Here is a 22,651-nt window from a genome sequence, read left to right on the forward strand (position 1 = left end):
CGGGCCCGTTCCCGCTTTCCGCCGCCTACGCCATGACCTCTGCCACGCCCCGCACGCCCGCCTTCCCCAGCCGCCTGCCCCATGTGGGAACGACCATCTTCACCACCATGTCGGCGCTGGCCGCCGAACACCAGGCGGTGAACCTGGGCCAGGGCTTCCCCGACTTCGGCTGCGACAACAGGCTGGTCGATGCCGTCACGGCCGCCATGCAGGCCGGCCACAACCAGTACCCGCCCATGCCCGGCCTGCCGCAGCTGCGCCAGGCCATGGCCGACAAGATGGAGGCGCTGTACGGCCGCCGCTACGACGCGGGCACCGAGATCACGGTCACGGCAGGCGCCACGCAGGCCATCCTCACCGCCATCCTGGCCACCGTGCATGCGGGCGACGAGGTCATCGTGCTCGACCCCTGCTACGACAGCTACGTGCCCAATATCGAGCTGGCCGGCGGCGTGCCCGTGCGCGTGCCGCTGACGCCGGGCAGCTTCAAGCCCGACTTCGCCAAAATTGCCGCCGCCATCACGCCTCGCACCCGGCTGCTGATCATCAACAGCCCGCACAACCCCAGCGCCACCATCTGGAGCGATGCCGAGATGCTGCAGCTGCAGGAACTGCTGGCGCCCACCGACGTGCTGCTGATCAGCGACGAAGTCTACGAACACATGGTCTACGACGGCCGCCAGCACCAGAGCGCCGCGCGCTTTGCCGGCCTGGCGGCGCGCGCCTTCATCGTCTCCAGCTTCGGCAAGACCTACCATGTCACGGGCTGGAAGGTGGGCACCGTCGTCGCGCCGGCCGCGCTCACGGCCGAGTTCCGCAAGGTCCACCAGTTCAACGTCTTCACCGTCAACACGCCCATGCAGGCGGGCCTTGCCAGCTACATGGCCGACCCTGCGCCCTACCTGCAGCTGCCCGCCTTCTACCAGGCCAAGCGCGACCTGTTCTGCCAGGGACTGGAAGGCTCGCGCCTGCGCCTGCTGCCCACGGCGGGGACCTACTTCGTCTGCGCCGACATCTCGGCCGTGTCGGACCTGGACGAAGCCGCGTTCTGCCAATGGCTGGTCCGGGAGCATGGCGTGGCTGCCATCCCTCTGTCGGCCTTCTATGGCGACGGCTTCGACCAGCGCGTGGTGCGCTTTTGCTTTGCCAAGCAGGACAGCACGCTGCGCGCGGCACTGGATCGGCTGCGCAGACTCTGAGGCCTCTCGGCGAGCGGGCCTGCAGAGCCTGGATAATGAGAAGCATTCTCGAATCCGGCTGCGGGCCTTTTACTCCGCTCACCCATGCCCTCCTCTTCCCAGCACTACACCGCGGTGCAGCTCGACGCCATGCGCCAGCGCCACGGTTTCAGCGTGCGCTTTCTCTCCGCCGTCTCCGAAAACGATTGCATTTTCGAAGGCCAGGTGCAGGAGCACCAGCTGCCCTCGGGCCTGCAACTGGTCAGCTCCGACATCCGCATCAACCACGGCTATGAATCCACGTCCGAGCACCCGCGGCGCTTTACCGCCGTGGTCCTGCTCGACGGCCAGGCCGAGCTGCAGCTGCCGGGCACCCGCCGGGCGCTGAGCGTGACGCGCCATGCCGCAGCGGCATTCTCCTGCGGCGACACCGAGGTTCTCAAGGCCACCCACGCGGCAGGCCAGAGGGTGCGCGGCTTCAACCTGTCCATCGAGGCGCCCGAGGCCTGCGCCGATGCAGAGCTGGCCGCGCTGCTGCACCAGGCCATGCGGCAGTCCGGTTCGCCGCTGCATGCCTGGGCGCTGCCCGAGCATCTGGCGGTCTCGCTGCGCCAGCTGCTCGATGGTGTCTGGGGCGGCAGCCTGGCCCGGCTGCACCGCGAAGGCATTGCGCTGCAGGTGCTGGCCTGTGCGCTGCAACGGCCTGCGCCCTCGCCGCGCATCCACCCCCGGGACAGGCGCGGGCTGGAGCGCGTGCGCGAGTGCATGGATGCAGCGCCAGGCCAGGCGCACAGCCTGGAAGACCTGGCGCGCCTGGCCTGCATGAGCCCGACCACGCTGCGCGAAAAATTCCAGGCCGCCTACGGCCAGACCGTGTTCGGCTGGCTGCGCGAACGCCGCATGCAGCTGGCGCGCGAACGGCTGGCGCAGGGCTGGAGCGTGCAGGAAGCCGCCGACTGCGTGGGCTTTCAGCACGCCAGCAATTTCGCCACGGCCTTTCGCCAGCGCTTCGGCCACGCGCCCAGCCAAGGCAGCCTGCGTCGCAAGGCATAGGCTTCGCGTCGCCGGGAACAGGCGGCAACAGCACACATTTCCCACAATCCGGACTCTCGCCCAGGATTATGGAAATGATGAGCATTCGCATTCAAAACCCCGCACTGCGCCACCACCAAGGTGCGCGGAACCCGCTGTCCCTGCTGATCTGCGCCCTGTGTGCTGCCCCTGCACCAGCAGCCTGGGCCACCGATGAGGACACGCATCCCACCACCACCAGCGGCACCGAACTCGGCACGGTCACCGTGCGTGCCACCGCCGATGCCGGCGCCACCGAAGGCACGACCCGCTACACCAGCGGCGCCACAGGCACGGCCACGGGCCTGCAACTGTCGGCGCGCGAGACACCGCAGTCGGTCAGCGTGATCACGCGCCAGCTGATGGACGATGCCGGCCAGCTCACCGTCTCGCAGACGCTGGAGGCTTCCGCCCCCGGCCTGTCGGTGAGCCGCAGCGACAGCAACCGCTACCAGTTTTCCTCACGCGGCTTTGGCGTCAGCAACTTCCAGTTCGACGGGCTGGCCTCGCCCATCAACAGCCTGTGGAACTTCGGCGCCACCGACATGGACACGGCCTTCTACGACCGCGTCGAAATCGTGCGCGGCGCCACGGGCCTGCTCAATGGCTCGGGCGATCCGTCGGCCACGGTGAACTTCGTGCGCAAGCAGCCGCGCGAGACGGCGGGCGGCCATGCCTCGCTGACGCTGGGCCGCTGGAACCTGCGCCGCGCCGAGGCCGATCTGTCCCTGCCGCTGGACCGCGAAGGCCGCGTGCGCGGCCGCGTCGTGGCCGTGCAATCGGACAGCGACAGCTACGTCAGCCACTTCGGCCAGCGCAAACAGGGCCTGTACGCCGTGGTCAGCGCGGCCCTGACGCCCGCCACCCGGCTCGTGACCAGCCTCGAATACCAGAAGAACACCAGCCCCGGCATGGGCGCCGGCTTTCCGCTGTTCCATGCGGACGGCAGCCGCACGGACTTCGACCGCTCGGTGTCCAACAACACGCGCTGGTCGCATTTCGGCACGGAGAACACCACGGCCACGCTGGACCTGACCCACCGCCTGGACAACCGCTGGCTGCTGCGTGCCGCCTACAGCCGCAACAATGGCAACTACGACATGCGCTACGTCTACCGGGGCGGCGCGCCGGACGCCACAACCGGCCTGGGCATGGCCAACTCCTTCATCAAATACCGGGGCGACCGCTCGCGCGACAGCCTCCACCTCACGGCCAGCGGCCCGGTCGCGCTGTTCGGGCGCCAGCACGAGATTGCCGTGGGCTGGAACCATGTGCGCGACGACATCGACATCCGCCGCTATGCGCCGCTGGGCACGCCGCCTGCCACGGACAACTTCCTCGACTGGCGCAATGGCAGCCTGGCCGAGCCCGGCTGGTCCGACGTCACCAACGGCGGCGACGACAGCCGCATGCGCCAAAGCGGCGGCTATGCCGTGGGGCGTTTCTCGCTGGCCGATGGCTGGACGGCCGTGGCCGGCGCCCGCCTGAGCCGCTGGTCCACGCGCCAGAACTACTTCGGCAGCCTGCGCGACTACCGCTACAGCAGCCAGGTCACGCCCTACGCCGGCCTGCTGTGGGACATCGATACCCGGCACACGGCCTACCTGAGCTACACCGAAATCTTCACGCCCCAGAACTACCGCGACAAGCAAGGCAGCATCCTGGACCCCGTCACCGGCCAGGCCTTCGAGCTGGGCCTCAAGGGCTCCTGGCTGCAGGACCGGCTGCAGGGCTCGGCCGCGCTGTTCCAGACCCGCCAGGACAATCTGGCGCAGGACACGGGCGAGTTCATCGACGGCACCACGGACCAGAAGGCCTATCGTGGCGTCAAGGGCGCCCAGGTGCGCGGCATCGATCTGGAACTCAGCGGCGAGCCGGCGCGAGGCTGGCGCCTGGGCGCCAGCTACACCCACTACACGGCGCGCAGCGCCAGCGGCGCCGCCTTCAACACCACGCACCCGCGCAGCCTGGTCAAGCTCACGGCCATGCGCAGCTTCGAGGGTGCGCTGCAGGGGCTGAGCCTGGGCGGCAATCTGCGCTGGCAAAGCCGCATCTGGCAGAACGTGACCAACCCGCTGCGCCAGAGCGTGCAGGTCGGCCAGGGCAGCTACCTGGTGGTCAACCTCTCGGCCCACTACCGCATCGACCCCACCTGGTCGGCCAGCGTTCAGCTCAACAACCTGCTGGACCGCCAGTACTACAGCCAGATCGGCTTCTACAACCAGGGCTGGTGGGGCGAGCCGCGCAATCTGACGGTGAGCCTGAAGGCGGATTTCTAGGAGGACTTCGCCACCGGATCGGCGCCGGCATCGGCAACGATGCTCTGCGCCCCACCCAGGTGCCCCAGCATGCGCCAGCAGACGGCCAGCGTCACCGCCGCAGCCAGCAATCCGGCAGCAAAGCCACCGCCGTAGCCCACGCCCGCCGCCAGCGATGTCACCAGGGTGGAGGCCAGAATCTCCCCCGTGTCGCGGGCGCTTTGCACGGCGGTCATGTCGGTGCCGGCCTGCGGGCCGGCACCGGCAAAGCGCATGGCCAGCGTCATTACGGCCACCGAAGATGCACCCGTTCCAAACGCCCCCAGCGCCTGGGCCGCAAAGGCAGTGCCCATGTCCAGCGGCAGCAGGCCTGCGGCCAGGGCCATCCAGCCCAGCGCCGAGGCGGCGCAGGCCACCAGCCCGCAGGCCAGCGCCGGCCTGGCGCCCAGCCGTGCCACCAGCCAGGCGCCGCCGCCACAGCCCAGCAGCACGGTCACCGCACCGCCCGCCATGCCCACGCGCCCCACGGCCTCGACCGGCCAGCCTGCGTCCACGAGAAACAGCTTGGCCAGGCCAAAGCCGCTGACGGCCGTGATGGACGACAGCACGGCTGCCGCCACCAGCGGCCAGGCGCCGGAGCGCTGCACAAAGGCCTTGAGACGGGCTGGCGGCCAGCGAACGCCCGGCCGGCTGCGCAGGCCCTGCAGCGCAGCCGGCTCACGCCACAGCGCCACCAGCAGCAGGCTGAAGGCCACGGGCAGGCACAGGGCCGCCAGCGCCAGACGCTGGCCCAGCAAGCCCGCCAGCACCATGCTGCCAGCCCCGCCCACGAAGAAGCCCACCATGGTGCCGCCCACCTGCAGCGCATTGGCGCCAGCCAGACCACGGCCCCTGAAATGCTCGGCCACCAGCCCGTCCGTGGCAATGTCCTGCGTGGCACTGGCCAGGGAACCCAGGGCCGCCAGCGCCACGATGGCCGGCGCCGTCTGCAGCGTGATGCCCAGCGCAGCCGATGCCGCCAGGCACAGCAGCACCAGGGCCTGCATGGGCAGGATCCAGCTGCGACGGCGCCCCAGGCGGGCCGACCATCGGTTGTCCACGCGTGTGGCCCACAGGAATTTCAGCACCCAGGGCAGGCCCACCAGGGGCAGGAAGGCCAACGCCCCCAGCTGGGCGCCTTCGCTGCGCAGCAGCGTGGGCACGGCGTCCATGGCCAGACCCAGGGGCATGCCCTGGGTCAGGTACAGGCCGGCAACCATCAGCCAGGCATGCAGACCCGGCGGCTGGACCACAGGGGCACTGCCGGCATGATTCATGGGGACGCTCATGGCTGCACCTTCTCGTGCTCGCTGCCACGCGCGGGCGTGATGAACATCAGGCGGCCCGGCTGCACCGCTTCCAGCCGGTGCCAGCAGCCGCGCGGCACGACCAGCATCTGGCCTGCCGAGAGTTCCAGAACCGGCGCCTCCTGCCCGCGCCGCTGCGGGCGCAGCAGCACGCGCACTTCGCCGTCCAGCAGGCACAGCACTTCGTCGCCGACGGGATGGCGCTCCCAGTGCCCGTCATGCAGCGAGGCTCCGTCGCTGAAAGGCTTGATGCCGATGATCCAGTCGCTGGCCGGGTCCAGCTTTTCGTGCGGGCCCAGCACGCGCACCTGCGAAGGGGCGCACAGGCCGATGAGGTGGCTGGCCTGCGCCAGCGGCCGGGCGATGAGGGAATGGGCGTTCTTGTCCATGGTGTGTTCCATCGATGGTGAAGCGGGGTCTCAGAACTGGGCGCGCAGGCTGAGCGTGGCGCTGCGCGGCTCGCCATAGCGGTTGTTCCAGCCCGTGCCGGACAGGCTCTGGTAGTAGCGGCGGTCCGTCAGGTTGTCCACCTGCAGGGCCGCCGTGAGCTGGCGGTTGATGCGCCAGCCCAGGCGCAGGCTGGCCAGCGCGTAGCCGCCCTGCCGCAGCGTCACGCCCTGCGCCTGGTTGTAGAAGTCGCTTTGCGCACGCAGGCCCAGGCCGATGCTGAAGCGGCGCTCGGCCACGGGCACCTGGTAGTTGGCCCACAGGCGCAGGATGTGGCGCGGCGTGAAGCTGGCGAAGGGCAGGCCCTGGTTCTGCGCGTCCCGCAGGTACTGCGTGCGGTTCCAGGTGTAGGAGGCGCTCAGGCGCAGGTCGCGGTGGAGCTGGCCTTCGATCTCGGCCTCCAGTCCCCGGCTGCGCACCTCGCCGGTGGCGATGTACCAGCAGGCATTGCCCACGCAGGGATGGGCCGGATCGGCCTGGGCGCGGTTCTTCTGCCGGATCTCGAACAGCGCCAGGCCCAGGTTCAGGCGGCCGCCCAGCAGTGCGCCCTTGATGCCGGCCTCCAGGTTGTTGCCCTGTACCGGGTCCAGCAGTTCACCGGCATAGGTGTAGCTGCTCTGCGGCTGGAGGATGCGCGCATGGCTGGCATAGGCGTTCCACTGCGGGCTGAGCGCGTACACCAGGCCTGCATAGGGGGTGAACTGTGTGCCCATGCGCGTGCGCACGCGGCTGGCGGCTCCGCCTGCGCCGCCCGCCTCTTGCTCCCAGCGCGTGAAGCGCCCGCCCAGCACCAGCTTCAAGGGGTCGGCCAGCTGCAGCCGCGCCATGCCGTACAGGCCGCTCTGCCGCGTCTCGGTGGGGCCGCGCGTGGAATAGCTGCCGACCAGGGGCTGCGGCACGCCGTGCGGATTCCAGTTCCAGACATCGACCGGGCTTTGCGGCAGATTGAGGATGGAGGCGGCCCATTGCGTGCTGCGCGTGCGCTGGTGGTTGAAGCCGGCCAGCAGCTCGTGCGTGCGCCCCCACAGCTGCACCGGGCCGCTGGCAAAGGCATCGACGCTGGTCTGGCTGTCATCGAAGCGGTAGGCCGCACCCGTGAGTCGCCCGCCCAGGCCCGTGGCGGGATTGACGGCGCCGTTGGCCCCGGCATAGAGCAGCTCGGAATCGCCGGAGAGGTGATTGAGGTTGAGCCTGGCCTGCCACCCGTTGCCCCAGGCATGCTCGATGCCGGCAAAGCTGCGCGTGGTGTTCCAGTCGAAGCGGTCCCAGGCCGCGTCCAGATAGGTGCTGCGCGGCAGGCCCACATCGCGGCCGTCTGCATAGAAAGGCACGCCCGCCATGTTGGTGGTGGAGCGTATGCGCTGGTGATGCACCCCGGCGTGCACCGTGGTGCCGTGCGCCAGGTCCAGCTCGGCAATGGCGTAGAGATTGCCGGTGCGCTCGCCAGCCACATCGTAGAAGAAGTCACGCTCCTCCTGCGTGGCCACCACGCGGGCACGCAGGCTGCCCGAGGCATTGAGCGGGCCGCCGACATCGGCCTCGGCGCGGCGCCGGCCCCAGCTTCCCAGGGTCAGCCCCGCGCTGCCGGCAAACTCCCGCGTGGGCCGCTTGGGCACGAGGTTGACGGTGGCGGCAGGATTGCCCGTGCCATGCAGCAGGCCTGCCGCGCCGCGCACGATCTCCACGCGCTCGTACATGGCCATGTCCATGCGCGGGCTGGCCGTGTTGCCCATGAGAATGGGCACGCCGTCCTGCTGGAACGAATCGATCTTGAAGCCGCGCTGGTAGTAGCCCGTGGTCAGCAGCTGGAAGGGCTGCACGGTGACACCGGGGGCGTTCTGCATCACGTCGTCCAGGCTGTAGAGGTTTTGCTCGCGCATGCGCTCCTGCCCGATCACCGTGACCGACTGGGCGATTTCCCGCAGGCTCTGGCCCAGCTTGTCCACCCCCGTGCCGGTGACTGCGCTGGCGCGGACCGTGACCCCCGGCAGTGCGGCTGCTTCAGGCGCGCTGCCTGCATCGCGTACTTCGCGTACTTCGCGCAGTGCGCGTGCTTCGCCTGCATCAACGGCCTGCGTTTCCGCATGCAGCCGGGCCGACCCGCCCGTGGCAAAGGCCAGGCACAGGGCCAGTGGCAAGGGGCGCAACACCAGGGGCCGCGCCGCTTTCATTGACGATGAATCCATCACTCCTCCCGAATTTCAAATGAGAACCAATCTCATCCAAATTCTGAAAGAAGTGGGCAGCATCCATGCGCGATTGCGTCACGGCCTGCCGCGATCGCGGCACGATCGCGGCACGCTTGCAGCGCGGCAAAGCGGCAGTGCAGCCTGAACTGGGACGGAGACTATCCGCGCCGCAAGGCGCTTGGCAGCACGCCATGGTGGCGCTGGAAGACCTTGCTGAAATGCGAGGGGCTGTAGCCGCTGAGCGCCGCCGCCTGGGCCACATCCATATGCGCAGAAGCCAGCAGCTCGTAGGCGCGCGCCATGCGCTGGGCCTGCAGCCATTCGGCCACCGTGCAGCCAAAGCACTGGCGAAAGCCCTGGGTGAGCTTGTTCACGTTGAGCCCCACCTCACGCGCCAGAGCGCGCAGGCCCGGTGGATCATCCAGGCGCTCACGCAGCAGCTGCGCCGCGCGCTCCAGCTGCTGGCGTCCGCGCCCGGACAGGTCTTCTTCCCCGGGCCGGGGCATGCACAGGGCCAGCAGCTCCAGCCCCTTGCCCGCCAGGTAGAGCTGGCGCGCCGCGCCCTGCAGCGGACAGTGCAGGATCTGCTGCGCCACCGCGCGCTGGGCAGCGCTGGCCCGGGCATCGCGGATGAGCGAGCCGCAGGCGCCGGAGGCACCGCAATCTCCTGGAGCGCCTGCCTCCATCGCATCGGCCAGTCCCTGCGGCGTCAGGCCCAGGCTGGACGCCAGGCCCGACATGGGCAGGCTGGCCGACACGTACTCCAGATCCGCGCCCTGCTCCATGCCATGCAGCACATCATGGGGTGCGTCGCGCAGGCGCAGGTGTACGGAGGGACCGCACAGCCGCACGGGCGCCGAGCGTTCCAGCTGGTAGCTGATGCTGCCGGACAGCACCAGCACGAGCTTGACCCCGGCCTGCTCGCTCTCGCTGAACCACTGCGTGCGGTCAAAGCGCAGCCGGCCTGCCGACAGGCTGAGCATGGGCGTGGGCATTTGAACGGCGCCGCCGGGGGGAGAAGCAGGAAGGGTGCGGTCCTTGTTCATGGGCGGGTCCGGGCAGCTTGCGCCGTGGTGGCAGGGATCATGAGGGGCGCATGTTAATGCAATCCATTCTCATTTGCCGAGCAAGGCCGAACAGGTCATTCGCCCGCCGCATGACGTCCTGCCAAAACATTGATTGACGTCAAGACAGCCACCGCCCAGCATTGGCCCGCCTGAAAAATCCGCTGCCGCCAAAGGCCGCCGCGTCCCCAAAAACACCGACAAGGAGACATCCCCCATGCCCCGCACCCTTTCACGCAAGCAATTCCTGCGCGCTGCCGCGCTGCTCGGCGCCACGCTGCTGCCCCTGCCCCAGGCCTGGGCGGATGCCTATCCCACCCGGCCCGTCAAGCTGGTCGTGCCCTTCGCCCCTGGCGGCAATACCGATGTGCTGGCGCGCATGGTGGCGCAGGGCCTGTCCGAGTCGCTGGGCCAGCCCGTGATCGTGGAAAACACCTCCGGCGCCAACGGCTCCATCGGCGCCAGCCGCGTGGCTTCGGCGGCCAATGATGGCTATACGCTGCTGTTCGGCACGGCCGGCACCCAGGCCATCAACCAGAGCCTGTACAAGAACCTGAGCGAGAAGAGCCTGGGCGATTTCGAGTACGTGGCCCTGGTGACCACCATTCCCAATGTGCTGGTCGTCAACGAGACGCGCACGCCCGCCAGGACGGTGAAGGACCTGGTGGCACGCGCCGCCGCGCAAAAGACCGGCATGAGCTATGGCTCGCCGGGCAGCGGCTCCACGGTCCATCTGTCGGGCGAGCTGTTCAAGAGCGCCACCCAGCTGGACATGGTGCATGTGCCCTACAAGGGCAGCGCGCCAGCCCTGACCGACCTGCTGGGCGGCCAGATCGATTTCATCTTCGAGAACGTGACGCCCGCCCTGCCCTTCGTGCAATCGGGCAAGCTCAAGGCCCTGGCCGTGACCTCGGAGCAGCGCCTGCCCGCCCTGCCCGATGTGCCGACCATGAAGGAAAGCGGCTACCCCACCTTCGTGACCGGCACCTGGAACGGCGTGCTGGCACCCAAGGGCACGCCGGCCGCCATCGTCAAGCGCCTGGAAGAGGCCACGCTCAAGGTGGCGGGCCATGCCGACTTCAAGTCCAAGGTGACGGCACTGGGCGGCGAAGTGCGCCTGCTGGAGTCCAAGGCCTTCCGCGAATTCACGCGGGCCGAGTACCAGCGCTGGAATGCGATCGTGCAGACGGCAAAGCTGGAGCGGCAATAACGTCGGCCCCGGCCTCCGGCGTCCGTTGGCGGCGCGCCCAGAACGTCTCGTTCGCCCAGCGCTGCTCCAGCGCGTAGTAGTGCCGGTGATGGGTGCGGTACGCGGCGCGTATCGTGCCGATCCACGCATTCCAGGACGGCAGCGCATCGGCATCCCCTGCCAGGCTGCGGCGCACGGCCGTGGCGGCCTCGCTGCCGGTGACCAGGCTGTTGAGCAGGCCCTGCGATGCCAGGGGATCGAAGGACAGGCCTGCATCGCCAACGGCCAGCCAGTCCGGCCCGCTGGCTGCATCCAGCCATTGCTCGTGGGCGGCGGCCACCCGCAACGGCTCCAGCACCCGGCTGCCCCTGCTGCGCGCGCCCACCAGGGCCGTGTGTTGCGCCATTTCCAACAGATCGGCCGTGCTGCGCAGGCGCCGGGCTTCAGGCAGATCGATGTCGGTCTGCCAGGCAATCACGCAACTGCCATCGGGCAGGTCGGCGCTGTACCACCAGCCTTCGGCGTCGGACTCGATCATGGTGGTGCCTGCATGCCCATGCGATGGCGGCTCCACCCAGGCGTGAAAGCAGACCAGGCGGCCATCACGGCGGACCTGGGCGCCCGCCTGCCGGGCCACGCGGGCTGCGCGGCCAGTGGCATCGACCACGATGCGGCAGGACAGCTCCAACGGGCCGTGCGCCGGGTCGCCCTGCGCCCTATCGATCAGGCAGCGCCAGCGCATGGGTGCGCCTGGCGGCTGGCGCTGCAGGCTGCGCAGCGTGGCGGGCACCAGGCAGGGCACGCCACGGCTGCGCGCAGCCTCCAGCAGCATGGCGTCGAAGCGCGCACGGTCCAGATGCCAGCCCGCACCCTGCGGGTCGAACAGCGCGTCCTGAAAGATGACCTCGGAGCTTCCCCACAATGACCGCCGCGACCAGGCAGGACGGTGGCCCTGTGCCGCGAACGCATCCCACACGCCCAGGTCGGACAGGATCACCCGGGCCGCAGCGGGCAGGGTTTCGCCAATGGCCCGCCCAGCCTGCACGGCACGCCCTATCAGCGCCACGCGGCAGTGCCCTGCCAGTTGCGCGGCAACGGCCGCGCCCGCCGGTCCCGCGCCCACGACGAGCACATCCAGTTCATCGGGCAGCGGCACGGCGGCCATGGCGTACGACGGCATGGCCGGCACTCAGCGCGGCAGCACCGGGCCGCGCTGCGTCATGGCGCGCAACTGCTGCTCGTTGTCTGCGTCGAAGGGCTCGATGCGGGGAGGCGCCTCCTGCCCGGCCGGCTGCTGCGCAGCCGCCTTCAGCATGTGAGACGGCGCCGGGGCGATGCGGTTTTCCACCTGCATCACCGGCGGGAAGTCCTTGTCGCCCCGCACACCGGGCCGACTCTCGATGACGCCCATGTCACCGAAGTGGCTGATCATGCGGTTGATCTCGCTCTCATAGCCTTCCTCACCCAGTGTGCGGAACCACGACTCGCGCCGGTTGAAGGCAGCGACACGCTGCTCGCGCGGCAGCTCCGTGTCGATGACCCTTTCATAGGCCTCCTGCGTCAGTACCTGGTTGGGCACGCGGGCCGGCCAGAACGTGGGCAGGTAGGGGTCGTAGCGTGGGCCATAGCCGGCGTAATAGCCGCTGCGGCAGCTGGCGGTGTCGGTCTGCCAGGGGACCGCCATCCAGCGCGTGAGGTCGCCGGCCACCTGCGCATACAGCGGCCCGCTCTCGGACAGGGCCACCGCAGGCGTGAGCCGGGAGCCGTAGAGCTGCAGCTCGGGCGGGTTCACTGCCGCCTCGCGGATGCGGAATGGCGCCCGGTACATGCTGGCGTGCCGCATGGGCCAGGTGATCTCGCAGCCCGGGTGGAAGGCGTCGGCCAGGCAGTCGTCCATGGCGGCATGGTCGAGCATGGCCGGCTGCTCCTGCAGCGGCACGTCGGCCAGCTGGGCAGGGTACTGCTGGCCAGGCTTCCAGTCGGAGAGGAAATGGCCGCCGGCCCACAGGTCCAGCATTCTCAGCTGCGTGGGGGTCAGCGCCGCATGCTGGCGCGGTGTGTCGGCGGGCGGCACGGCCATGGCGTCGCCATACAGCCAGGGCCAGGGCTGGGGCGATGCGCCATCACGGTCGAAGCGGCGGAAGGCATTGGCCACCTGCTGGCGCAGCTCGGCCCAGGTCGTGCCCGGGCTGTTGAGCCTGGCGATCCACGCCTCGTCATCCGCACTGGCCGCCCCGCCCCAGCCGAACTGGGATGCAAAGCCCTTGTTCGCCCACTGCAGGCTGCTCTGGCGCTGGAGTATGGGCAGGATGTGCCGGCTGAAGGAGACGTGCAGCGGGAAGGCGGCCATGCCCGAGTGGATGTACACATCCTCCATCAGGTCCTTCATGGTGCGCACCGACTTCATCTGCGGGCCGTAGTTGGGCGGCGCAACCGTGACCCATGCCGCATCCACCGGCACGGAAACGCCGGCCACGACGACCTTGGCGCGCACGGGGCCGTCGGCCACATCGTCATGCCAGCCCTCGTTGTTCGCAAACGTGGTGGCCTTGGAGCCATCCACGGAGGCAGAGACGCCACGGCCTCCCAGCACGAGAAGCTGGCCCGTCTTTTCAATGCGCAATTCGCCCAGATAAACCGGCTTGCCGCAGAAACTGCCGCTGTCGAATGCCACCGGGGCCGAGCCTTTGGCAATGCGCCGCGCTCCGGGCCGAATGGCCAGGCTTTTCCGGTCCTTCACCGTGGCATTGCGCAAAATGGTGGGATCGGCCGTTGCGGCTTCAGGCACGTCCAGCGCCAACTGGAATTGATACCAGGCGGCCTTGGTATTGGCCAGTTCGACTTCCCATTCGATCCGGTCCTGGTCGGCCGTGAGTTCACGCACCACCTCGCCCGCAGCGTTGTAGCCGTAGATGCGAAAGCGCGCAGCCTGCCGCTTGAGCGCGCCCTGCGCATCACGCAGGCTGCCCGGCGCCATGGGCGGCACATGCATCAGCTCGGGGCCGACATAGTACTCATCCGGACTATTGCCAATACGCGCCACACCAATTCCCGGGTGTATGGCTGCACGCACAATGGTGGAGTCGATTCCCATTCGTCGCCCTTTCAGTTTCTGAGGCACTGATTGCAACAAACAGTATCAAAAAAGCCGAGACAAAGTTAATTATCGGGAATCCACAATCCATAGAGGCGCAAGAATGATTCCAATCGAACCCATTCATGCCCCAATAAATTAGCTGCTATTGATAATGAATTAGCAGGAGAAAGGCCGACTCACAGCAGCACGATGTCGTATTGCTCCTGCGCCATGGCTGTCTCGGCCTGCAGCGAGATGGGCTTCTTGATGAAGTCGGACAGGCCGGCCAGGTGCTGGCTTTCCTCGTCCAGGAACATCTCCACCACCTTGGGCGAGGCCACGATGCGGAACTCGCGCGGGTTGAACTGGCGCGCCTCGCGCAGGATTTCGCGCAGCACCTCGTAGCAGACGCTGCGCACGGTCTTCACATGGCCCTTGCCCTGGCAGACCGGGCAGGATTCGCACAGCATGTGGGCCAGCGATTCGCGCGTGCGCTTACGCGTCATCTCCACCAGGCCCAGCTGCGAGAAGCCGCCCGCCATGGTCTTGACGCGGTCGCGCCCGAGCTGGCGCTTGAATTCGGACAGCACCTCGGCCTGGTGGTCGTCCCGCACCATGTCGATGAAGTCCACGATGATGATGCCGCCCAGGTTGCGCAGGCGCAGCTGGCGCGCGATCTGCTGGGCCGCTTCCAGGTTGGTCTTGAAGATGGTGTCGTCGAAGTTGCGCGCCCCCACGTAGCCGCCGGTGTTGACGTCCACCGTGGTCAGCGCCTCGGTCTGGTCCACGATCAGGTAGCCGCCGGACTTGAGGTCCACGCGGCGGCCCAGCGCGCGGGCGATTTCCTCGTCGATGGCGAAGAGGTCGAAGATGGGCCGCTCGCCGCGGTAGTGCTGCAGCTTGGGCACGGCCGCCGGCATGTATTCCTGGCCGAAGGTCATGAGCAGGGCGAACTGCTCCTTGGAGTCGATGCGGATGCTCTGCGTGCCCTCGCCCACCAGATCGCGCAGCACGCGCTGTAGCAGGTTCAGGTCCTGGTGCAGCAGCGACATGGGCGGCAGGCGCACCGAGGCGTCCTTGATGCGGCTCCAGGTCTTGCGCAGGTAGCGGATGTCGTCGGCCAGCTCGGCGTCGCTGGAGTCCTCTCCATTGGTGCGCAGGATGAAGCCGCCGCCCCCGCCGGTTTCCTTGGTGCCCACCAGGCCCTGCAGGCGGGCGCGCAGCGCGTCGCGTTCGCCCTGCGGGATTTTCTGCGAGATGCCGATATGGTCATCCTGGGGCAGCAGCACCAGCAATCGCCCCGCAATGCTGATCTGCGTGGACAGGCGCGCACCCTTGGTGCCGATCGGGTCCTTGATGACCTGCACCATGATGGTCTGGCCTTCGAAAACCTGCTTTTCGATGGGCACGACAGGCATGTCCTTGCGCGCGAACATGGGGGCCTCGCCCCCTTCCTGCCGCTGCCAGACATCGGCCACGTGCAGGAAGGCTGCCCGCTCCAGGCCGATGTCGATGAAGGCCGACTGCATGCCCGGCAGCACGCGCGAGACCTTGCCCAGATAGACGTTGCCGACCAGGCCGCGCTCCAGGGGGCGCTCCATGTGCAGCTCCTGGACGGCGCCGTTCTCGATGATGGCCACGCGCGTTTCCTGTGGCGACCAATTGATCAGAATGTCTTGCTGCATGCTGTGCCTGTGGTGTGCTTTGTCGTTTGTATTTCTCGGCCATGGCGGCCCGGCAATCATTGCGCCGGTGGCCGCTTGCCACTATCTTGCCGCGCCATCCGCTGCCATCGGCGGTCTGCGCATGCCTGCACGCCCCTGCGGGCCCAGGTCGGGGAGCCGGCCTACAGTGCCCAGCCCAGCTCGCGCAGCAGCGCCGCCGTCTCGAACAGCGGCAGGCCCATGATGCCCGAGTAGCTGCCGTGCAGCCACTGCACATGGGCCGCCGCGCGGCCCTGTATGCCATAGGCGCCGGCCTTGCCCATGGGCTCGCCCGAGGCCACATACGCGTCGATCTGCTGCGCGCTCATGGCCGAGAAGCAGACCTGGGACACCGACAGCGCAGCCAGGCGCCGCGTGCCGTGCTGTATGGCGACGGCGGTCAGCACCTCGTGCTCGCGGCCCGCAAGCGCGGCCAGCATGCGGCGGGCATCGTCGGCATCGGCAGGCTTGCCCAGAATGCGGCCATCCAGCGCCACCGTGGTGTCCGAGCACAGCACGGGGGCAACAGCCAGGGCGCGGCGCGCATGGCGGGCCACGGCGGCATCGAGCTTGAGCGCGGTGACGCGCTGCACATAGACGCGCGCTGCCTCGCCTGCCAGTTCGGCCTCTATGGCCTCGGCATCTTCGGCAATGTCGCCCTCGGCGTTGGGCAGCAAAAGCTCATGGGCCACACCCAGCTGCTCCAGCAGCTGGCGGCGGCGGGGGCTTTGGGAGGCAAGGTAGATGAATGGCGGCATGATAAGAATGAGAAATGCCTTCAGCCCTTTGTTGCAAAGCGCTGAAGGCTATCAAAATCATAGTATCACGAGATCCTCGGATCCGCGTGACAGGGCCGCTGGCAGAGGCTGGGAGCCGGGACAGGCCCTATTCCCGATGGTAGGGATGGCCGGCGTTGACCGACCAGGCACGGTACAGCTGCTCGATGAGCAGCACCCGCACCATGGCATGCGGCAGGGTCAGGTCCGACAGGCGGATGCGCTCGTGCGCGGCCTGCCTGAAGGCGGGGTCCAGTCCGTCCGGGCCGCCGATGATCAGGGCCACGTCGTCGCCCTCCAGCTGCCAGCCCTGCAGGCGCTGGGCCAGCGCCTTGGTCGTCAGATTGGTGCCGCGCTCATCGAGCACGACGATGCGCGTGCCGCGCGGAATGGCGGCTTCGATGCGCTTGCGCTCGGCCGCGTACAGGGTCTCGACCGTCTTGGAGCCACGCGGCTCGGTCTTGACGGCCTTGAGCTCCACCTTGAGTTCCGGGGGAAAGCGCTTGGCATAGTCGTCGTAGGCCGTCTGCGCCCAGTCGGGCACATGCTGGCCCACGGCCACGATCAACAGCTTCATGCAGCGTCAGTCCCGAACCGTTCAGGCCTTGGCGCGGGGAGCGCGCTTGGCGGCCGGCTTGGCAGCGGCACCTGCCTTGGGCTTGGCGGGAGCGCGGTTGACCACCACGGTCTTGATGGCCTTGGGCGCTGCCGTCTTGCGGGCCGGCGCCTTGGCGGCGGCAGACTTCACGGCGGCGGACTTGGGAGCGGCCGACTTTGCAGCAGCCGGCTTGGCGGCCACCGTACGGGATGCGGCCGGCTTGGCAGCCGCGGAACGGGGCGCAGCGGCCTTGGCAGGAGCTGCCTTCTTGGCAGCGGGCTTCTTGCCTGCAGCAGGTGCAGCGGCAGAAGCGGCCTTCTTGGCAGCAGGCTTGGCGGCCGTTGCAGCAGCCTTCTTGGAAGCAGCCTTCTTGGCCTTTTCCTCGGCCTTGTCGGTGGCGGCCGAGCGCGTGGGCTTGGGAGCACCCAGCTTCAGGCGCACAGGCGTCTCGCCCCAGATCTCTTCCAGGCGGTAGTACTGGCGGATGGCTGGCTGCATGACATGGACCACGGCCTGGCCGCAGTCCACGATGATCCACTCGCCGTTTTCTTCGCCTTCCTGGCGTGGCACGGGAAAACCGGCCTGCTTGACGGCGTCGCGCACGCTGGAGGCCAGCGCCTTGGTCTGGCGGTTGGAGGTGCCAGCAGCCACGATCACGCGCTCGAACAGCGGCGAGAGCTTTTCGGTATTGAAGACCTGGATGTCTTGGGCCTTGACGTTTTCGAGGCCGTCAACAATGGCGCGTTGCAGCTTGGTCACGTCGCGCTTGGCTGCGGAATCCGATTTGGTGGAAGTGGTCATCAGGCGGTGATCAGTGGAATAGAAATGGGATCAATATAGCGCGAGCGCCGTGCGGCCCGTAGAGGGCTTGGCTGTAGCGGCGCTCCAAAATGCATGGAGTTCGCCCACAGATCGCCGGAAGATTTCGCGCCGAAGAAAGTGGAGAACGCAGCCAACGCTGCGCCTCAAGCTATTGAAATTATAGTTTTGCCGCCTATTCCCTTGCACGCGCGGATTTCGCCACGCGGCCGGGGCTGGCGGCAATGGAACTCAAAGCCAGTCGCGGCGCACCAGGAATTGCTCCAGCAGCGCGCGCTCGGGCGTGCCGGGCGCGTCCTCGCGCTGGTAGCTCCAGCTCGCATGCGGGGGCATGGACAGCAAGATGGACTCCGTGCGCCCGCCGGACTGCAGGCCGAAGTGCGTTCCCCGGTCCCAGACCAGGTTGAACTCCACGTAGCGGCCGCGCCGGTAGCGCTGGAAATCGACCTGCTGCTGCCCGTAGTCCATGGACTGGCGGCGCTCGACGATGGGCAGGTAGGACTCCAGAAAGGCATCGCCCACCGAACGCAGCATGTCGAAGCTGCGCGCCTGGCCCAGCTCAGAGAAGTCGTCGAAGAAGATGCCGCCGATGCCGCGCTGCTCGTTGCGGTGCCTGAGGCAGAAGTACTCGTCGCACCAGGTCTTGAAGCGCGGGTAGAGCGTGTCGCCAAAAGGCGCCAGCGCATCGCGGCAGACGCGGTGAAAGTGCCGTGCATCTTCCTCGAAGCCGTAGACCGGTGTCAGGTCCATGCCGCCGCCGAACCAGCAGGTGGGCTCGTTGCCCGGATGCCCGGCCGCACCTGAGCCGGCCGCACCTGAGCCGGCCGCAATCATTCGCACATTCATGTGTACCGTAGGCACAAAAGGATTGCGCGGATGGAAGACCAGGGACACGCCCATGGCCTCGAAAGGAGCCCCCGCCAATTCAGGCCGGTGCTGCGTGGCCGAGGGCGGCAGCTGCGGCCCGCGCACATGCGAGAAGCCGCAGCCCGCGCGCTCGAACACGCGGCCACCCTCCATGATGCGGGTGATGCCATCGCCCTGCAGGCGCTCGCCGGGGCCCTTGCTCCAGGCGTCGGACAGAAAGCGTGCACCGCCCTCGCCCTCCACCTGCTCCAACGCCTGCGTGATGCGGGCCTGCAGGCCCGTCAGGTACTCGCGCACCTGCGCCACGGGCAGCGCCTGCCCGGTCGATTGCTCTGCCATGGACTCAGTTCTTCACAGCACGGAAGCCGATGTCGCGGCGGTACTGGGCACCATCGAAATGGATGCCGCGCGCCACGTCATAGACTTTTTGCTGGGCCTGCTTGACGCTGTCGGCCAGCACGGTGACGCACAGCACGCGGCCACCGCTGGTGACGGGCACGCCGTCCTTGAGCTGGGTGCCGGCATGGAAGACCATGGCATCGGCGGCATCCTGCGGCAGACCGCTGATGGCATCGCCCTTGCGCGGGTCCTCGGGGTAGCCTGCTGCGGCCATGACCACGCCCAGCGCCGTGCGGCGGTCCCATTGCAGCTCGACCTGGTCGAGCTTGGCATCGGTGGCCGCCAGCATGACGTCCACCAGATCGCTCTTGAGGCGCATCATGATGGGCTGGGTCTCGGGGTCGCCCATGCGGCAGTTGAACTCCAGCGTCTTGGGATGGCCGGATGCATCGATCATCAGGCCCGCATACAGGAAGCCGGTGTAGGGAATGCCGTCCTTTTCCATGCCGCGGATGGTCGGCAGGATGATCTCGCGCATGGCGCGGGCATGCACGTCGGCCGTGACCACGGGCGCGGGCGAGTAGGCGCCCATGCCGCCCGTGTTCGGGCCCTGGTCGCCGTCCTTCAGGCGCTTGTGGTCCTGGCTGGTTGCCAGGGCCAGGACGTTCTTGCCGTCGCACAGCACGATGAAGCTGGCCTCCTCGCCGGCGAGGAATTCCTCGATCACCACGCGGGCGCCGCCGTCGTTGTGGGCCACACCGTACTTGTTGTCCACGAGCATGAAGTCCACGGCGTCGTGGGCTTCCTGCAGCGTTGTCGCAACCACCACGCCCTTGCCTGCGGCCAGGCCGTCGGCCTTGACCACGATGGGCGCACCCAGGCGGTCCACGTAGGCATGGGCCGCCACCGGGTCGGTGAAGGTTTCATAGAGCGCCGTGGGGATGCCGTGGCGCGCCATGAAGTCCTTGGAGAAGGCCTTGGAGCTTTCCAGCTGGGCGGCCGCCCTGGAGGGGCCGAAGATGCGCAGGCCGTGGGCGCGGAACTCATCGACCACGCCGGCAGCCAGCGGAGCCTCGGGGCCGACCACGGTCAGCGCGACCTTCTCGGCCTGCGCCCACTCGCGCAGCGCCTGCGGGTCGGTGATGTTGAGGTTTTCCACCTTGCCGCCGGCCAGGCCCGTGCCACCGTTGCCGGGGGCCACATAGACCTTGGTCGATTTCGGCGATTCAGCCAGTTTCCACGCCAGGGCGTGCTCGCGGCCTCCGCCACCAATCACAAGAATTTTCATAGTTCAGCGTTGTGGTAGACGTCCTGTACGTCATCCAGGTCTTCGATCATGTCCAGCAGCTTTTGCATGCGGGCTGCGTCATCGCCTTGCAGGGCGATGGTGTTTTCCGGGCGCATGGTGACTTCGGCCACCTCCGGCGTCAGGCCCTTGGCCTGCAGCGCGTCGCGCACGGTTTCGAACTCTGCGGGTGCGGTCAGCACCTCGATGGCGCCTTCGTCATCGGTGATCACGTCCTCGGCGCCGGCCTCCAGCGCCACTTCCATGATCTGGTCCTCGTCGCTTCCGGGAGCGAAGATCAGTTGTCCGACATGCTTGAACTGGAAGGACACGGAACCCTCCGTGCCCATGTTGCCACCGTACTTGCTGAAGGCGTGACGCACATCCGCCACAGTGCGCACGCGATTGTCGGTCATGGTGTCCACGATGATGGCCGCGCCGCCAATGCCGTAGCCTTCGTAGCGGATTTCCTCGTAGGTCACGCCTTCGAGGTTGCCCGTGGCCTTGTCGATGTTGCGCTTGATATTGTCGGCCGGCATGTTGGCCGCCTTGGCCTTTTCCACCGCCAGGCGCAGGCGCGGGTTGGCGCTGAGATCGCCCCCTCCCGTGCGCGCCGCCACCATGATTTCACGGATGATGCGGGTCCAGACCTTGCCACGCTTTTCGTCCTGGCGGCCTTTGCGGTGCTGGATATTGGCCCATTTACTGTGTCCTGCCACAGGCTGTCCTTTGATATTGATTTAACCTTGCGGCTGGGATTTTACTTTTGACCGCAAGCTCCCCCGAGGAAACCCGAAATGGCCGCTCCACTTCTGATCGCCCGCCACTCTGCCACAGAATGCCTGCTGCTGCCCGCACTGGCCAATCGACATGGCCTGATCACCGGTGCCACCGGCACCGGCAAGACCGTGACGCTGCAGAAAATGGCCGAGGGATTCTCCGAGATCGGCGTGCCGGTGTTCATGGCCGACATCAAGGGAGACCTGTCCGGCATCAGCCAGGCCGGCAGCACGGGCGCCAAGATGGCGGCCTCCCTGCAGGAGCGCGGCATCGAGATTCCCCAGCCCCTGGCCTGCCCCACCACGCTGTGGGACGTGTTCGGCGAGCTGGGCCACCCGGTGCGCGCCACGGTCTCGGACATGGGTCCGCTGCTGATCGGCCGCATGCTGGCCCTGAACGACACGCAGATGGGCGTGCTCAACCTGGTCTTCAAGATTGCCGACGACAACGGCTTGCTGCTGCTGGACCTCAAGGACCTGCGTGCCATGCTCCAGCATGTGGGCGACAACGCCAAGCAGTTCACCACCGAGTACGGCAACATCAGCGCGGCCAGCGTGGGCGCCATACAGCGCGGGCTGGTGGCCATCGAGTCGCAGGGCGGTGACAGGTTCTTTGGCGAGCCCATGCTCGACATCAACGACCTGATGCAGACCGATGCCGGCGGCAAGGGCGTGGTCAACATCCTGGCCGCCGAGAAGCTGATGAATTCGCCGCGCCTGTACTCCACCTTCCTGCTGTGGATGCTGTCCGAGCTGTTCGAGCGCCTGCCCGAGATCGGCGACCCCGACAAGCCCAAGCTGGTCTTCTTCTTCGACGAGGCCCACCTGCTGTTCAACGACGCGCCCAAGGTGCTGCTCGAACGCATCGAACTGGTGGTGCGCCTGGTGCGCTCCAAGGGCGTGGGCGTGTACTTCGTCACGCAAAACCCCATGGACGTGCCCGACACCGTGCTGGCCCAGCTGGGCAACCGCGTGCAGCATGCGCTGCGCGCCTTCACGCCGCGCGACCAGAAGGCCGTCAAGGCCACGGCCACCACCATGCGGCCCAAGCCCGGCCTGGATATCGAAGCCGCCATCACCGAGCTGGCCGTGGGCGAGGCCCTGGTGAGCTTCCTCGACGACAAGGGACGCCCCGGCATCACCGAGCGTGCCTACGTGATCCCGCCCGGCAGCCAGATCGGCCCCATCAACGAGGAGCAGCGCAAGACCCTGCTGGCACAGTCGCTGGTGGCCGGCGTCTATGAAAAGGCAGTGGACCGCGAATCGGCCTACGAGGTGCTGCGCGACCGCACGGCAGCGACCGGCGACGGCGCAGCGCCAACCGGCACGGGCCCGGCAGGGGCCACGCCCGCGGCGAGCGAAGGTGGCGCCATGATGGACGGGCTCAAGGACCTGCTGTTCGGCACCACCGGCCCACGCGGCGGCAAGCACGACGGCCTGGTGCAGACCATGGCCAAGTCCACCATGCGCACCATGGGCAATTCGCTGGGCAAGGAAATCCTGCGCGGCGTGCTCGGCGGCATCCTTGGCAACAAGAAGCGCTGAAGCGCTGGCGCACCGGCCCTGCGCCGCATCAAACACCATAGCACCCAGCCGTTGCCATGCAACGGCTGGCGCATTTCAGGGCTCTGAAAGCCCGCGCATGCGGCTATGATCGAAAGTGCCTC

General features: G+C 67.9%; 18 protein-coding genes. 5 read left to right on the top strand and 13 right to left on the bottom strand.

The features are described 5' to 3' along the window. The first annotated feature begins 32 nt into the window (after positions 1-32). The 3 genes from ACFPFG_RS02835 (at position 33) to fauA (ending at position 4,528) form a co-directional block, all read left to right on the top strand. The gene (locus ACFPFG_RS02835) at positions 33-1,199 is read left to right on the top strand and encodes a pyridoxal phosphate-dependent aminotransferase (protein ID WP_374622989.1); all 1,167 of its coding nucleotides are present in this window, start codon (positions 33-35) and stop codon (positions 1,197-1,199) included. Between the two features lie 84 nt (positions 1,200-1,283). Beyond that, entirely contained in the window at positions 1,284-2,231 is a 948-nt protein-coding gene (locus ACFPFG_RS02840) for a helix-turn-helix transcriptional regulator (protein WP_374622992.1), read from the top strand. A gap of 74 nt (positions 2,232-2,305) precedes the next feature. Continuing rightward, positions 2,306-4,528 (top strand): TonB-dependent alcaligin siderophore receptor FauA, encoded by a 2,223-nt coding sequence (fauA, locus tag ACFPFG_RS02845; RefSeq protein WP_380104941.1) that lies wholly within the window; start codon positions 2,306-2,308, stop codon positions 4,526-4,528. On the opposite strand, the gene ACFPFG_RS02850 is transcribed toward fauA, so the two are convergent. From ACFPFG_RS02850 to ACFPFG_RS02865, 4 genes are all read right to left on the bottom strand, one after another. After that, on the bottom strand, positions 4,525-5,766 hold the full coding sequence (locus ACFPFG_RS02850; protein WP_465251927.1) for a RhtX/FptX family siderophore transporter: 1,242 nt from the start codon (positions 5,764-5,766) through the stop codon (positions 4,525-4,527). The genes fauA and ACFPFG_RS02850 overlap by 4 nt on opposite strands. A 65-nt stretch (positions 5,767-5,831) precedes the next feature. Next, entirely contained in the window at positions 5,832-6,242 is a 411-nt protein-coding gene (locus ACFPFG_RS02855; protein ID WP_183017885.1) for a cupin domain-containing protein, read from the bottom strand. A gap of 30 nt (positions 6,243-6,272) precedes the next feature. Further along, positions 6,273-8,486, bottom strand: coding sequence for a TonB-dependent siderophore receptor (locus ACFPFG_RS02860; protein ID WP_380104945.1), 2,214 nt, complete (start codon positions 8,484-8,486; stop codon positions 6,273-6,275). A 161-nt stretch (positions 8,487-8,647) separates the two neighbouring features. Continuing rightward, complete coding sequence (locus ACFPFG_RS02865) at positions 8,648-9,535, bottom strand: helix-turn-helix domain-containing protein (RefSeq protein ID WP_380104947.1); 888 nt, start codon at positions 9,533-9,535, stop codon at positions 8,648-8,650. 235 nt (positions 9,536-9,770) lie between these two features. Between ACFPFG_RS02865 and ACFPFG_RS02870 the strand changes: the two genes are divergently transcribed. After that, positions 9,771-10,763: a Bug family tripartite tricarboxylate transporter substrate binding protein gene (locus ACFPFG_RS02870; protein ID WP_380104949.1), complete on the top strand. Its 993-nt coding sequence runs from the start codon at positions 9,771-9,773 to the stop codon at positions 10,761-10,763. Here ACFPFG_RS02870 and ACFPFG_RS02875 read toward each other — a convergent pair. From ACFPFG_RS02875 to ACFPFG_RS02915, 9 genes are all read right to left on the bottom strand, one after another. Next, on the bottom strand, positions 10,699-11,922 hold the full coding sequence (locus ACFPFG_RS02875) for an NAD(P)/FAD-dependent oxidoreductase (protein WP_380104951.1): 1,224 nt from the start codon (positions 11,920-11,922) through the stop codon (positions 10,699-10,701). The two genes, ACFPFG_RS02870 and ACFPFG_RS02875, sit on opposite strands and share 65 nt — an antisense overlap. A gap of 9 nt (positions 11,923-11,931) precedes the next feature. Then, on the bottom strand, positions 11,932-13,836 hold the full coding sequence (locus tag ACFPFG_RS02880) for a LodA/GoxA family CTQ-dependent oxidase (protein WP_183017880.1): 1,905 nt from the start codon (positions 13,834-13,836) through the stop codon (positions 11,932-11,934). 179 nt (positions 13,837-14,015) lie between these two features. Next, positions 14,016-15,503: a ribonuclease G gene (rng, locus tag ACFPFG_RS02885; protein WP_013802635.1), complete on the bottom strand. Its 1,488-nt coding sequence runs from the start codon at positions 15,501-15,503 to the stop codon at positions 14,016-14,018. A gap of 161 nt (positions 15,504-15,664) precedes the next feature. Next, the gene (locus tag ACFPFG_RS02890; RefSeq protein WP_183017878.1) at positions 15,665-16,279 is read right to left on the bottom strand and encodes a Maf family protein; all 615 of its coding nucleotides are present in this window, start codon (positions 16,277-16,279) and stop codon (positions 15,665-15,667) included. A gap of 127 nt (positions 16,280-16,406) precedes the next feature. After that, positions 16,407-16,874 carry a 23S rRNA (pseudouridine(1915)-N(3))-methyltransferase RlmH gene (gene rlmH, locus ACFPFG_RS02895; RefSeq protein ID WP_012205361.1) on the bottom strand — a complete coding sequence of 156 codons (468 nt, stop codon included), beginning with the start codon at positions 16,872-16,874 and terminating at the stop codon, positions 16,407-16,409. Positions 16,875-16,895: 21 nt separating this feature from the next. Continuing rightward, positions 16,896-17,696 (bottom strand): ribosome silencing factor, encoded by an 801-nt coding sequence (rsfS, locus tag ACFPFG_RS02900; RefSeq protein ID WP_183017877.1) that lies wholly within the window; start codon positions 17,694-17,696, stop codon positions 16,896-16,898. A 249-nt stretch (positions 17,697-17,945) separates the two neighbouring features. Next, entirely contained in the window at positions 17,946-18,920 is a 975-nt protein-coding gene (hemF, locus tag ACFPFG_RS02905) for an oxygen-dependent coproporphyrinogen oxidase (protein WP_380104955.1), read from the bottom strand. Between the two features lie 4 nt (positions 18,921-18,924). After that, the gene (gene purD / locus ACFPFG_RS02910) at positions 18,925-20,208 is read right to left on the bottom strand and encodes a phosphoribosylamine--glycine ligase (protein WP_183017875.1); all 1,284 of its coding nucleotides are present in this window, start codon (positions 20,206-20,208) and stop codon (positions 18,925-18,927) included. Beyond that, positions 20,205-20,924: a YebC/PmpR family DNA-binding transcriptional regulator gene (locus ACFPFG_RS02915; protein ID WP_012205357.1), complete on the bottom strand. Its 720-nt coding sequence runs from the start codon at positions 20,922-20,924 to the stop codon at positions 20,205-20,207. The genes purD and ACFPFG_RS02915 overlap by 4 nt, the downstream gene beginning before the upstream one ends. Before the next feature lie 78 nt (positions 20,925-21,002). Here ACFPFG_RS02915 and ACFPFG_RS02920 point away from each other — a divergent pair, with 78 nt between their 5' ends. Then, complete coding sequence (locus tag ACFPFG_RS02920) at positions 21,003-22,529, top strand: helicase HerA-like domain-containing protein (RefSeq protein WP_380104957.1); 1,527 nt, start codon at positions 21,003-21,005, stop codon at positions 22,527-22,529. The last annotated feature ends 122 nt before the right edge of the window (positions 22,530-22,651 follow it).

This window comes from Delftia deserti, assembly GCF_042653485.1.
GTDB lineage: Bacteria > Pseudomonadota > Gammaproteobacteria > Burkholderiales > Burkholderiaceae_C > Comamonas > Comamonas acidovorans.